This window comes from Gilliamella sp. Bif1-4 (assembly GCF_001690535.1).
Taxonomy (GTDB): domain Bacteria; phylum Pseudomonadota; class Gammaproteobacteria; order Enterobacterales; family Orbaceae; genus Gilliamella; species Gilliamella bombi.
Genome location: NZ_LZHC01000010.1, coordinates 149,055 through 162,605 on the forward strand (window position 1 = coordinate 149,055; position 13,551 = coordinate 162,605).

Here is a 13,551-nt window from a genome sequence, read left to right on the forward strand (position 1 = left end):
TACTTTAATTCTTTGTAAAGGCGTAAATATCACCATTTTTAGCTTGGACAATTAACTTATTGCTTACAACTAATGGTTTAGATATTAATCCGCTACTACTCACTTGTGTTTTAGCAACAAGTTCACCACTTTCAGCATTTAACCAATATAGGTAACCTTCAAAATCACCAAACACGACATAATTTTGGTAAATAACAGGATCAGTTAACAAACGATGAGTAAAGTTTGACTGAGTCCAAAGTTCTCCGCCACCACTCTTAGCGATGGCTCGAACATTGTCATCCTGATCAATAACAAACAATCTATCGGTATCAACAGCAAAGCTATGAATAGATCCAAGAACTTTACGCCAAACAGTCTGACCATTACTTAAATCAAGCGCAACAACACTACCATTATAACCAACAGAATAAACTAAATTACCTTCAACTACCGGAGTAGAATCAACATCATTTAATTTTGCTATTTCTGTAGAGCCTGATGGCTGTGAGATACGTTGCTGCCAAATTAATTGACCATCATTAATATAGTAAGCATTTACTCGACCATTATCATCACCAACGATTGCTGCACCATGAGCGATAGTGGGTGTAGAGTTACCTCTTATTGATAATGTTGGAACTTCGAAGGAAACATCCCACAAATAATCACCAGTGTCACGATTAATACCTTGAAGAACTCCATTAGCAGTATGAATTATTAATTTATTATCAGAAGATACCGGGCGGGCAAGTACTTCCCCTTTCACTGCTTTTTCCCAAACAACTTTACCGTTGAGACGATCTAACGCATAGACAATAGCACGTTCACTGCCTACATAGACATATTTATCATCAGCACTTACACCACCTGAAAATAGTGCAGTTTTACTACTGAAAAGTGTACTTTTAGATAAATTAACATCCCATATAGTATTACCGCTTGATAAATCAATTGCCTTAACTTGTCCACTACGACTCGCTACATAGATAGCATTATCATAATTAATCGGACCTAATAATGAATAAATATGAGTATTACCAGCAGTACTATTTTTCCATACTTGTTGGATAGAAAATTGATTATCTACTTTCGGTGACGGTGCAATTTGTACAATCTCATCTTCTTTACCGAATAAAGAACACCCAGCTAGTGAAAAAACAAAAACACCAACAAAAAGATATTTTGATAACTTCATTGTATAGACCCTTATAGCAGGATAAATTAATTTTTACTTTCTTCAGATGCAGCTTGTTTCGCTTTAGCTTCTTGCTCTGCTTTTTCTTTGGCTGCCAGAGCTTCTTGTTCAGCTTGTTGCTTTGCTTTTAAATATTCAGCTTGGTTCAACTTCATTTTAATACTTTCTTCTAAATCTTTAGTTGGTGAAGAAGTCAAAGCAACATTATAAGCACTCACTGCGTCAGCATAACGAGTCATTTTAACAAGCACATCACCACGGAGATCATTAATTACTGCACCCCAACTTTCATTAGTTACATTACCTAAAGATGTTAAGCTTTCTTGATATTGACCTTGTTGATACTGTAAGCGTGCTATACGAATATTGGTAATCGCTTTAACTGGCTCTGAATCAGCTTTCTTTAATGCATCAACTAACAAAGATTGAGCTCCAGAATAATCTTTTAATACTTCAACGTAAAATTTTGCAGCACTTAAATTAGCAAACACGCTATAAATAGTATCGTTGTTTTTAGCAAAAGATACTAATTCATTAACAGAATCTGGTTTATTATCATCTAATTGAGCAATTAATTGTTCATACTTATCTGATGATGCTATCGCCTTTTCAACTTTATATGATTGCCAATAACGCCAGCCATAAAAGACCAATAATCCGATCACAATAATGGCAACCATAATTTTCCATGTTTTAGCAAAAAAACCTTTTATCTCTTCAATTTGTTCTTCACTGGATAACTGATGACTCACGTTTTTCTCCTATTTCCTTTACTTAATAGACAAACAAGTTTGGACAATATCTGTTTGTGCCACTTCAAATTGTTCGCCTGTTTGTAAATTTTTAATCATTACTGTCTGATTAGCTAATTCATTTTCACCAATAATAACTGCTATCTTAGCACCTAATTTATCTGCTTTGGTAAATTGTTTCTTAAAATTACTGCTACCATAATTTGTCATAATTCGCCAATCAGGTAGACCATCACGCAATTGCTCTGCAACACTCTGAGCAACTGAAATGGTTTTTTCTTCACCAGAGGTGATCATATAAATATCAATCGAATTATCACCATTAAATGATGGATTAACCGCTTGAACTAATAATACTAAACGTTCAACTCCCATTGCAAAACCAACTGCTGGTGTTGGTTTTCCTCCAAGTTGACCTACAAGGCCATCATATCGTCCACCACCGCAAACGGTTCCCTGTGCTCCTAGGCTGTTAGTTACCCATTCAAAAACTGTTCGATTATAGTAATCCAAACCGCGTACTAATCTTTGATTAATATTATATTCTATCCCAGCACTATCCAATAGTCGGCATAAGCTTTCGAAGTGAATTTTGGACTCTTCATCTAAATAATCAAACAATTTTGGAGCTTGATTCAGCAGCTCTTGAACAACTGGGTTTTTTGAATCAAGTATGCGCAACGGATTAGTATACATTCTACGTAAACAATCTTCATCCAATTTATCTTTATATTGTTCAAGAAAAGTAACTAATGCATTTCGATAGTTAACCCTAGCCCCAAGCGAACCAATTGAATTAAGTTCGAGAGAAGTATGCTGTTCGATACCAAGAGCTCTCCAAAAACGAGCCGTTAATAAAATTAGCTCGGCATCAATATTAGGACCCTCAAGCCCAAAAACCTCAACACCAAATTGATGAAATTGACGATAACGTCCTTTTTGTGGTTTTTCGTAACGAAATGCTGGTCCTAAATACCAAAGACGTTGTTCTTGATTGTAAAAAAAGCCGTGTTCAATTCCTGCGCGAACACAACCTGCAGTAATTTCTGGACGTAAAGTAATACTTTCATCATTACGGTCATTGAAAGTATACATCTCTTTTTCAACAATATCGGTGATTTCTCCGACCGCTCGTTTAAATAGCGCAGTATCTTCAACAATAGGCGTTCTAATTTCGTTGTAACCATAACTATTTAGTACACCTTTAACGATTTTTTCAATCTGTTGCCAACTTGCACTATCTGTTGGGAGTAAATCGTTCATCCCTCGTATAGATTGGATCTTTTTCTCTGTCATTTATTTATTCGCTATCTAATAAAATTATAATTCAGTTGCTGCAATTCTGTTTTTCAATATTAATGCTTTAGCACGAATTCTAGCTTCTAATTCATCAATCATTTGTTCATTATCAATACGGCCAATACGTACACCATCTTCATAAAAACCACTTTTGTTATGACCTCCAGCAACTCCCATAGTTGAAGCTAATGCCTCTCCAGGACCGTTAACCACACAACCAATAATAGATACATCCATTGGTGTAATAATATCTTCTAATCGTTGTTCTAATGTATTGACTGTATTAATCACATCAAACTCTTGGCGAGAACAGGTTGGGCAGGCAATAAAATTAATACCTCGAGACCGTATACGCAGCGATTTTAAAATATCAAATCCAACTTTCACTTCTTCCGTCGGATCAGCTGCTAAGGACACTCGGAGTGTATCGCCTATCCCTTCTGATAGCAATAACCCTAATCCAATGGCCGATTTAATAGCACCACTTCGAACACCGCCTGCTTCAGTTATACCTAGATGTAATGGTTGCTTTATTTGCTTAGCTAACAATCGATAAGCATCAACTGCAGTAAATACATCAGATGCTTTCACACTGACTTTAAACTGTTCAAAATTAAGTCGGTCAAGTATATCGACATGACGCATCGCTGATTCAACTATTGCTTTTGGAGTAGGTTCGCCATATTTTTCTTGGATATCTTTTTCAAGTGATCCTGAATTAACGCCAATGCGTATGGGAATATTTTTATCTCTGGCACAATCAACGACGGCTCGAATTCTTGATTCATTACCTATATTTCCAGGATTAATTCTTAAACAATCAACGCCATATTCGGCAACTTTTAAAGCAATACGATAATCAAAATGAATATCAGCAATGAGTGGAACTTTGGCTTGCTGTTTAATCAATTTAAATGCTTCAGCCGCCTCCATTGTTGGAATAGAAACACGTACAATATCCACACCAATACGTTCAAGTGCTTGAATTTGAGCTACCGTTTTTTCTACATCAGTCGTGCGAGTATTTGTCATTGATTGGATTGCGATTGGTGCACCATCTCCAATAGGAACGTTACCGACATAAATTCGGGTAGATTTTCGTCTAACAATTGGTGAATATTGATGACTCATACATACTTAACCATATCACAAAATAACTAGCCAGAGATCTTAACAAGATTTAAGGCAAATGTCTGTATGAGAATAAGAAAATTTGCTAACTATTAACACGAGTAGAAGGGGACGGAGAAATATAGTGGCTTATTTCAATGAGATTATTTTTATTATTTTTATTACCATGATATAAAGTAACACCAAGCGCACAAAGAAGAATAAATATACCAATAAAGATAACAGGGGCCTTTCTTCGCTTTTTTGTTATAAACATTTGAGTTTGAATTTTCTTTTGCTGCGAATTAGCTTGTTTGGTTAACTCATCGATATAAGGTTGATACTGGTCTACTGATAAACCAACAATTTCAGCATAAGAACGAATATAACCTTTGACAAAAACAAGAGGGACATGAGGCAACTGGTCATTTTCAATATCGACAACCACTGTTTTTCTCACATGAATTTTATTGGCAATATCATCTTGAGTTAATCCCATTTGTTCTCGTAAATCAACGAGCATCACTCCTAATGAAATATTATCCATCATACCCTCATAAATTTAATACTAATCGTTAGCTAATTTAATCTTTACACACAGTTACATATTTTTACAATTAATCAATTTTATTTGCATTAAACCATTGTGTTGGTTTTTCAATTTCATTTTGAGCTGAAACTAATTGTAATTCATATTCATCTTGTTTTAAGGTTTCAAGCATGACCGTATACACGGCCGAAGTAGTATGTTCTAAAGCTTCAACCAATGATTTTCCAAGTAAAACATTAGCTAAAAAAAGCCCACTTGTCATATCACCAACCCCAACGGGTTGTCTTACACCAAAATCAACTAGTGGACGGTCAATATGCCATGCTTCGTCGCTAGTTACAAGCAACATTTCAAAACGATCAATTTTATATCCAGCTCTGCTTAAATGTTTAACCAAAATCGCTTTAGGCCCTTTTTTACATAACTCTCGACAAGCTAAAATTGCTTCATCAACATTATTAATACGTTGTTTACCATTAAGCTCTTCGAGCTCTAGAATATTAGGTGCCATCATATCGGCTATAGGTAACGCAGTATTGCATAAAAACTCCGATACCCCCGGTGCAACAAAACACCCTTTTTCAGGGTGTCCCATTACAGGATCACAAAAGTAAATAGCATTAGGATTAACTGTTTTTACTTTTTTAACAATCTCAATAATGGCATTGCCTTGTTCCGGCGACCCCATATAACCACTTAATATCGCATCACAACGTTTGAGTTCATCAATCTCATTAATTCCATCCACAATCTCCGTTAGATGAGATGCAGACATTACCGTTCCAGTCCATTGGCGATATTGAGTATGATTAGAAAATTGTACAGTGTTTAAAGGCCAAACATTTACCCCTAATCGACACATTGGAAATACAGCAGCACAATTTCCAGCGTGACCAAATACAACATGTGACTGAATCGATAAAATATTTTTCATGAAATTAACTCCAAATTAACAAGCAGTAATATTTTTTACCACGACGAAGTAAAGTATAACGATTAAAAAGTTTATCGCTATCAGTAAAATGGTAATCGGTTGTGGTATTACGTTCACCATTAACAGAAATAGCATTAGATTCAATCATCGTTCTAGCTTGTCCTCTTGATGGTGCAAATTCCGCATTAACAATTGCTTGTTGTAAATCAACATTTCCCTCAACAGCTAATGTTGGCATACCATCTTGAGCTAATTGTTCAAAGTCAGCTTCAGACAAATCAGTTAATTTACCAGAGAATAGGCTTTCTGTAATACGTTTTGCTGCAATCAATCCTTCTTCACCATGAACTAAGCGTGTAACTTGCTCAGCAAGTACATATTGAGCTCGTGGGGCAACACCACTATTTTTATCTTCCTCTTCCAATGCATCAATTTCACTTAGAGGCATAAATGTGAAGAATTTTAAGAATCGATAAACATCAGCATCAGCAGTATTTATCCAGAATTGATAGAATTTATAAGGACTTGTCTTTTTCGGATCTAACCATACAGCACCACTTTCAGTTTTACCAAATTTGGTACCATCTGATTTAGTGATTAACGGTACAGTCAAACCATAAACTTGTTTTTGATGTAAACGACGGGTTAAATCAATACCTGCAGTAATATTACCCCACTGATCAGATCCACCAATTTGTAAAACAACATCATGTGATTTATTCAAACAAGCAAAATCATAAGATTGTAATAAGCTATAAGAAAATTCAGTAAATGAAATACCCACCTCATCACGATCTATACGTTGTTTAACTGACTCTTTATTGATCATCGCATTAACTGAAAAATACTTACCAACATCACGTAAAAATGTCAGTACATTCATGCCACTAAACCAATCATAGTTATTAGCCACTATCGCTGAATTTTCACCACAATTAAAATCTAAAAATGGTGACACTTGTTGTTTTATCTTTTCACTCCACTCAATAACTGTTTCCTCAGTATTAAGTTTTCGTTCAACAGCTTTAAAACTTGGATCGCCAATTAATCCTGTTGCTCCCCCTACAAGCGCAATAGGTTTATGACCAGCTAACTGAAAACGTTTTAAACAAAGTAATGGAACTAAATGACCGAGATGCAAACTATCTGCTGTTGGATCAAAACCACAATAAAGCGCAATAGGATTTTGTTCAATTTGTTCTACTAGTGCTTTTTCATCAGTAAGCTGAGCAATCAGCCCACGTTCTTGTAGTTGCTTGATCACATTTTTTGTCATGATATTTTACCTATTAAATTTATTACATTTATATTCTAGTTTAAATAAAATTTATTCTAATTTATTTTGTTGTGATAACGTTTATACGCTTGTTTAAAATGATCTGCTACTATTTCGTTTGGCTTTTTATCAAAAAGACTAAAAATAATAATAGCTATAGAAGCAAATAAAAATCCAGGGATAAGTGAATACACATTAAACCAATTAAAATTAATCCATAGCAACACAGTTACAGTACCAGTTATCATTCCAGCTAGTGCTCCATTCCGTGTCATACGCGACCAAAAAACAGAAAATACGATTATAGGACCAAACGCCGCACCAAATCCAGCCCAAGCATGACTTACTAAATCGAGTACGCTATTATTTGGATTAATAGCTAATAAAATAGCAATAACAGAAACTAATAGCACCATTATACGACCAACCCAAACCAGTTCCTTTTGTTTTGCTTTTGGTCTAAAAAACGCACGATAAAAATCTTCCGTTAGAGCACTTGAACAAACTAATAACTGACAACTTAATGTACTCATAACCGCTGCTAAAATAGCGGCCAACAAAATACCAGCAATCCAAGGATTAAAAAGTAATTTCGACAATTCGATAAAAATACGTTCATGTTTACCATCGTTAATCAAGTAAGATAAATCTGGATTATGAGCAAAAAAGGCGATACCAAAAAAACCAACCGTGATTGCGCCAGCTAAACATAAAATCATCCATGTCATACTAATCCGTCGAGCGTTTTTCATTACTTCATGTGAATCAGCAGCCATAAATCTGGCTAAAATATGAGGTTGCCCAAAATATCCAAGCCCCCAACCTAATAATGAAATAATGGCAATAAAATCCATATGAGCAAATAAATTGGTATAATCTGAATTAAGCGATTCAATATATGTCAATGCATCAGAAAGCCCACCAGCATTCACCATAACCATAATTGGCGTTAGAATAAGTGCAAACATCATTAAACTAGCTTGAATAGTATCAGTCCAGCTTACTGCTAAAAAACCACCGATAAACGTATAGGCAATTGTTGCACCTGCACCCGCTAACATCGCCCAGCCATAGCTCATACCAAATGTACTCTCGAATAACTTTGCGCCCGCAACTACACCAGAAGCACAATAAATAGTAAAGAATATTAGAATAATGACAGCTGAAATAATGCGTAGAAGTGAGCTTTTATCATCAAATCGACGAGCAAAATAATCGGGTAAAGTTAATGAATTATGATTGATTTCAGTAAAGACTCGTAATCGTCCTGCAATGAGTAGCCAATTTAAATAAGCACCAATAATCAATCCGATTGCAATCCAACTTTGTGAAATACCAAACAAAAAAACAGCACCAGGTAATCCCATTAATAGCCAACCACTCATATCTGATGCACCAGCTGAAAGTGCAGTCACAACACTACCGATACGACGCCCACCTAAAATATAATCACCAAAATTTTGCGTTGAGCGAAACGCAAAAAAGCCTATGGCAATCATGCCTAAAATATATACAGCAAAGGTGACAATCATTGGTAAGGGCATATCTTTAAAAAACCTTATTTGATAAAATTAAGAAAATAGTACTCTAGCTTATCATAAAATCACTATGCTAAAAAGTCAGTGAGTATGAATGGAATACACAAATAACAAAAAACTAAGCAACATTAAAAATAAAAGTGTCTTACAATTATTAATCAGTATGTTTCATCGTTCCAATCTATATTAAAAAAACTAAAGGCAACTTACAGATAAACAGTAAATAAAAGTATATAATATGCACCTTACTATTTTTTAATAAAATTATTTTGTGAAACAATCAACCCGAATTCAAATTCTAGAAAGATTAAAGGATCATATTAAAGATCCAACAACAGAACTAGTGTATGAAACACCTTTTGAACTATTAATTGCAGTTGTTCTTTCTGCTCAAGCGACTGACGTTAGTGTAAACAAAGCCACAAAACCACTGTTTGCTATTGCAAATACAGCTGAACAAATTTTGGATCTCGGTATTGATAAACTAAAAAGCTATATCCGTACCATTGGTCTTTATAACAGTAAAGCGGATAACATTATAAAAACATGCCAAATTTTAGTAGATAAATATCAGGGTGAAGTCCCTGAAAGTTTTGATGCACTAATTGAATTACCGGGCGTTGGACGTAAAACGGCAAATGTTGTGTTAAACACAGCCTTTGGCTGGCCTACCATTGCCGTTGATACACACATATTTAGAGTAAGTAACCGTACAGGTTTTGCACCAGGTAAAACTGTAGAGGCTGTTGAAGAAAAATTGCTGAAAGTCGTACCCAAAGAATATAAAATAAATTGTCACCACTGGCTAATATTACATGGCCGTTATACCTGTATTGCCAGAAAGCCTAGATGTGGATCCTGTGTTATAGAAGATTTGTGCGAATTTAAAGAAAAAATTTACCCAGAGTAGAAATCAATGCCAAATAAATTTAATTTAGACCAAGATGATATAAACTTGTTTAAAAATAGTATTGGTAACATCACCAAAAAACTAAAACAAGATACTGTCGTTCATAAACCACAAAAACGTTCACAAAAAGCAATAGAAACCCAAAAACAGCAATATGAAAAAATCAATGCTGAATTTTATTTTTCTGATGATTATCAGCCACTATTGCAAGAAGACCCAATTCGCTATAGTCGAGAAAATGCAGATCCCTACGAAGTAAAAAAATTGCGTCGTGGATTTTATGAACCAGAATTCTTTTTAGACCTACATGGGTTAACTCAACAAGAGGCTAAAAAAGAAATTGCAGCTCTTATCGCAGCATGTTTACGTGAAAGAGCTCATTGTGCTTGTATCATGTATGGACATGGGAAAAACATCTTAAAGAAACAAACACCCATGTGGCTAGCTCAGCATCCTCATGTTATCTGTTTTCATCAAGCGCCTAAAGAATTTGGTGGCAACGCAGCGCTTCTGATTTTATTTGATATCGAGAACAAACTAATAAATAGCTAGTTTTTGAAAACTTAACTATCTGGATAATCATAAAAATAATTTTTTACTCTCCTTCCGTTAATTTTATCTAAACCTTTGTGTCGAATTTAGTATGTAGATAAAAACAACAATTAAAATAACTTTAACTAAAGATTAATGTTTAAAAGTAGTTGTTAATAACACAAAACAAAAAAACCAGCTTAGCGATAACGTCAAGCTGGTAAACATTGGAAGCAATGTGAGCAATGTCATACTTTTTTAGAAGTCTCAAAAACTCTAGCAAAGTACTTTTTAATGATAATAATTATCATTAACAAAATCAAGCATTTTTTTATTTTTCTAAGCTAAATAAAAATAAACGCTTTATCCACTAATTTCATAATAAGAGGATTGATATTTAACAATATAAAAAAATAAGCAAAATATTCCTATCCTGCTTTTATAAAAAATTCTATGCAATGGTTAATTTAGGCGAAATAAAACAGAGTATAGTACTCATTATTTTTGATAAATAAATTCAACACCCTCTTCATCGCTTTCGTCCCAGTCATCAAAATCATCGTCATCGTCATCGTCAAAAGCCTCATCCATTGCTTGTTGATGGTAATCATCCCACATAAATTCCACTTTTTCAGGCGATGACTCTTCTTGCTCTGCTTCACGTGGATGCACATTGATATATTCCATTAAGTCCCAGCATAAGGCCTTTACACCTTCTTGATTAATGGCTGAAATAATATAATATTTATCTTGCCAATCAAGAGCCTTAGCTATTTCAGCCGCGCGTTTAGCGCTCTCTTCAGGACCTAATACATCCATTTTATTAAACACCAACCAACGTGGTTTATTAGCTAACTTCTCGCTATATTGTTGAACCTCTTGGATTATCACTTTAGCATTTTCTATCGGATCTGATTCATCTACTGGTGCCATATCGATCAAATGAACTAAAACACGACAACGTTCAAGATGTTTTAAGAAACGAATACCAAGTCCTGCACCGTCTGATGCCCCCTCTATTAAACCAGGAATATCAGCAACAACAAAACTTTGTTCATTATCCATTCTTACTACACCTAAACTAGGCACTAAAGTAGTAAATGGGTAATCAGCAACTTTCGGTTTAGCTGCTGAAACTGAGCGAATAAAAGTTGATTTACCAGCATTAGGCAAGCCCAACATCCCCACATCAGCAAGTAACAATAATTCTAATAATACATCGCGCTTTTCACCTGGAGTACCATCAGTTTTTTGTCTTGGTGCACGATTTACCGATGATTTAAAACGCGCATTTCCAAGCCCATGAAAACCGCCCTTGGCAACCAATACTTTTTGTTGGTGATGGGTTAAATCACCAATAATTTCACCAGTATATTTGTCGGTAATTCTTGTTCCCACAGGTACTTTAACGGTAATATCTCGACCACGCTTACCGGTACAATCAGAACCCTGTCCATTTTGGCCACGCTCAGCACGGTAATTTTTTTCAAACTGAAAATCAACTAGTGTATTTAAATTCTCATCAGCAATAAAAAAGACATCACCACCATCACCACCATCACCACCATCAGGGCCACCTTTAGGTATATACTTTTCTCGGCGAAAACCGACACAACCATTTCCACCATCTCCAGCTTCAACACGGATTGATGCTTCATCAACAAATTTCATTATTCTTCCCCTTTATTGCGGTTAATTAGCCAGCCTTTTCTTGGATGCCAAATATAATGCCCAATGGTCGCAAACATAGCACCCGCAACAACAGATACTGCACCAATATAACCTAAAATATTTAAATATTGCATAGCAAACTTTTCAGGCCAAATTAAAGCAAACAAATCTGAAAAGATCAGCGAAAACAATGGCGTTAGGGTTGTTATTGCACTCACTTGTGCTGCTTGCCATCGTTCCATAGCCATCACTAATGCGCCATAAGCAATAATAGTATTTAAACCACAAAATATGATAGCAAACAGTTGAGTTGCATCAGCATTTGTAATTTTACTTAGCGACGTAAAAGGCAACAAAAAAACAGTACAAATAAGGTAAATCAACCAAAGTAACTGTTTTGCACGTAATTTCTGTAATAGTACTTTTTGAGCAAGCGCATAACAAGCCCATGATACCGAAGCCAGTAAACCAAGCCACACGCCAATGCCATATGAAGACATATTAGAAAACAGATCTACAATATTTTTATTAAAAAATAACCCCAGCCCAACTAATAATACTAAAATACCAATAATCTGAGTCGGTCTGAGTCGCTCTCTAAAAATAAAAGCACTTGAAATCATAAAAATCACAATGCCTGTTTGCCCAACAACCTGAGCGGTTGTAGCTGAAAGATACTGAACTGCACTAGCAAACAATGCAAAATTACCCAACAGCCCAAAACCGGCAATCATCAATAAAATAAAACGACGACGTTTTCTAAACATCATTAAATTAGGAAATTGCTTTTTATAAGCCAACCAGATGGTAATACCGAGCGCTGAAATAGCCAATCTCGACCAAGCTAATGTCAATGGATCAACTACCACTAGCGCATATTTCATTGCAATTGGCACAATGCCCCACATCACTGCGGTTAACATGGCAAGTGCAAAACCTAATTTAACATTTTGCTGCTTTATCATATCACCATCAATTTTATATTAACTTCAAGAAATGAAAAAAGCCCCACAATAATTGTGAGGCTTCTATAACTTTTGAACCGTTTATGAATTAGCTGTTAGCAACAACGCTAACATAACGACGATTTTTAGGTCCTTTAACTTCGAATTTTACTTGTCCATCAATTAAAGCAAATAATGTATGATCACGACCACAACCTACATTAGTGCCTGGGTGGAATTGAGTTCCACGTTGACGAACTAAAATATTACCAGCAAGAACTTCTTGAGAACCATAACGTTTAACACCTAAACGTTTACTATGGGAATCACGACCATTACGTGATGAACCACCAGCCTTCTTATGTGCCATTGTTCGATACTCCTATTAAGCGATTGCAGTGATCTTCACATCAGTGAACCACTGACGGTGACCTTGTTGTTTACGATAGTGTTTACGACGACGGAATTTAACAATTTTCACTTTATCGCCACGACCGTGTTCAACAATTTCTGCTTTAATTGTTGCACCTTCAACAAACGGAGCACCAACTTTGATGTCTTCACCATTTGCTACCATTAAAACTTTATCGAAAACAACTTCTGCGCCTGTTTCGACTTCAATTTTTTCCAAGCGAACGACTTGTCCTTCGCTAACTCGGTGTTGTTTACCACCACTTTGGAAAACTGCGTACATACTTAACTCCGCAATAAAAAGCAGACGATTACTTGATTAAACATATATGTCTGCGTGATTAATCTTATAGGGCGTGAATTTTACGCAAATTTTATTCTTGTTGCAAGCGCTGTTTAACAAAAGATCGCAAAAAGTTACAAAAAAGATCAGATAGATACTCTTTTC

The 13,551-nt window shown here is 35.3% G+C and carries 14 protein-coding genes; 2 read left to right on the forward strand and 12 right to left on the reverse strand.

What is annotated here, in order from left to right:
- Positions 1-4: 4 nt before the first annotated feature.
- From bamB to putP, 8 genes are all read right to left on the reverse strand, one after another.
- Positions 5-1,177 (reverse strand): outer membrane protein assembly factor BamB, encoded by a 1,173-nt coding sequence (gene bamB, locus A9G25_RS01255; protein ID WP_065625399.1) that lies wholly within the window; start codon positions 1,175-1,177, stop codon positions 5-7.
- A gap of 26 nt (positions 1,178-1,203) precedes the next feature.
- The gene (locus A9G25_RS01260) at positions 1,204-1,929 is read right to left on the reverse strand and encodes a YfgM family protein (RefSeq protein ID WP_065625400.1); all 726 of its coding nucleotides are present in this window, start codon (positions 1,927-1,929) and stop codon (positions 1,204-1,206) included.
- A gap of 18 nt (positions 1,930-1,947) precedes the next feature.
- Positions 1,948-3,225, reverse strand: a complete 1,278-nt coding sequence (hisS, locus tag A9G25_RS01265) for a histidine--tRNA ligase (protein ID WP_065625401.1) — start codon at positions 3,223-3,225, stop codon at positions 1,948-1,950.
- Positions 3,226-3,249: 24 nt separating this feature from the next.
- On the reverse strand, positions 3,250-4,359 hold the full coding sequence (gene ispG, locus A9G25_RS01270; RefSeq protein ID WP_065625402.1) for a flavodoxin-dependent (E)-4-hydroxy-3-methylbut-2-enyl-diphosphate synthase: 1,110 nt from the start codon (positions 4,357-4,359) through the stop codon (positions 3,250-3,252).
- A gap of 85 nt (positions 4,360-4,444) precedes the next feature.
- Positions 4,445-4,888 (reverse strand): helix-turn-helix domain-containing protein, encoded by a 444-nt coding sequence (locus A9G25_RS01275; protein WP_081297095.1) that lies wholly within the window; start codon positions 4,886-4,888, stop codon positions 4,445-4,447.
- A 67-nt stretch (positions 4,889-4,955) separates the two neighbouring features.
- Positions 4,956-5,822: a pyridoxal kinase PdxY gene (gene pdxY, locus A9G25_RS01280; RefSeq protein ID WP_065625404.1), complete on the reverse strand. Its 867-nt coding sequence runs from the start codon at positions 5,820-5,822 to the stop codon at positions 4,956-4,958.
- Positions 5,823-5,826: 4 nt separating this feature from the next.
- Positions 5,827-7,098 carry a tyrosine--tRNA ligase gene (gene tyrS / locus A9G25_RS01285; RefSeq protein ID WP_218057502.1) on the reverse strand — a complete coding sequence of 424 codons (1,272 nt, stop codon included), beginning with the start codon at positions 7,096-7,098 and terminating at the stop codon, positions 5,827-5,829.
- Between the two features lie 56 nt (positions 7,099-7,154).
- Complete coding sequence (gene putP / locus A9G25_RS01290; RefSeq protein ID WP_176701049.1) at positions 7,155-8,642, reverse strand: sodium/proline symporter PutP; 1,488 nt, start codon at positions 8,640-8,642, stop codon at positions 7,155-7,157.
- A gap of 265 nt (positions 8,643-8,907) precedes the next feature.
- Here putP and nth point away from each other — a divergent pair, with 265 nt between their 5' ends.
- A complete protein-coding gene (gene nth / locus A9G25_RS01295) occupies positions 8,908-9,546 on the forward strand; it encodes an endonuclease III (RefSeq protein WP_065625406.1) in 639 nt (212 codons plus the stop codon).
- Positions 9,547-9,552: 6 nt separating this feature from the next.
- A complete protein-coding gene (gene smrB, locus A9G25_RS01300) occupies positions 9,553-10,098 on the forward strand; it encodes an endonuclease SmrB (RefSeq protein WP_065561077.1) in 546 nt (181 codons plus the stop codon).
- A 477-nt stretch (positions 10,099-10,575) separates the two neighbouring features.
- Here smrB and cgtA read toward each other — a convergent pair whose 3' ends face one another.
- The 4 genes from cgtA to rplU form a co-directional block, all read right to left on the reverse strand.
- Positions 10,576-11,748 (reverse strand): Obg family GTPase CgtA, encoded by a 1,173-nt coding sequence (gene cgtA, locus A9G25_RS01305; RefSeq protein ID WP_065625407.1) that lies wholly within the window; start codon positions 11,746-11,748, stop codon positions 10,576-10,578.
- Positions 11,748-12,713: a DMT family transporter gene (locus A9G25_RS01310; protein WP_065625408.1), complete on the reverse strand. Its 966-nt coding sequence runs from the start codon at positions 12,711-12,713 to the stop codon at positions 11,748-11,750. The genes cgtA and A9G25_RS01310 overlap by 1 nt, the downstream gene beginning before the upstream one ends.
- Before the next feature lie 88 nt (positions 12,714-12,801).
- Positions 12,802-13,062 carry a 50S ribosomal protein L27 gene (rpmA, locus tag A9G25_RS01315; protein WP_065625409.1) on the reverse strand — a complete coding sequence of 87 codons (261 nt, stop codon included), beginning with the start codon at positions 13,060-13,062 and terminating at the stop codon, positions 12,802-12,804.
- A gap of 15 nt (positions 13,063-13,077) precedes the next feature.
- Positions 13,078-13,386 carry a 50S ribosomal protein L21 gene (gene rplU, locus A9G25_RS01320; RefSeq protein ID WP_025314436.1) on the reverse strand — a complete coding sequence of 103 codons (309 nt, stop codon included), beginning with the start codon at positions 13,384-13,386 and terminating at the stop codon, positions 13,078-13,080.
- Positions 13,387-13,551: the final 165 nt, after the last annotated feature.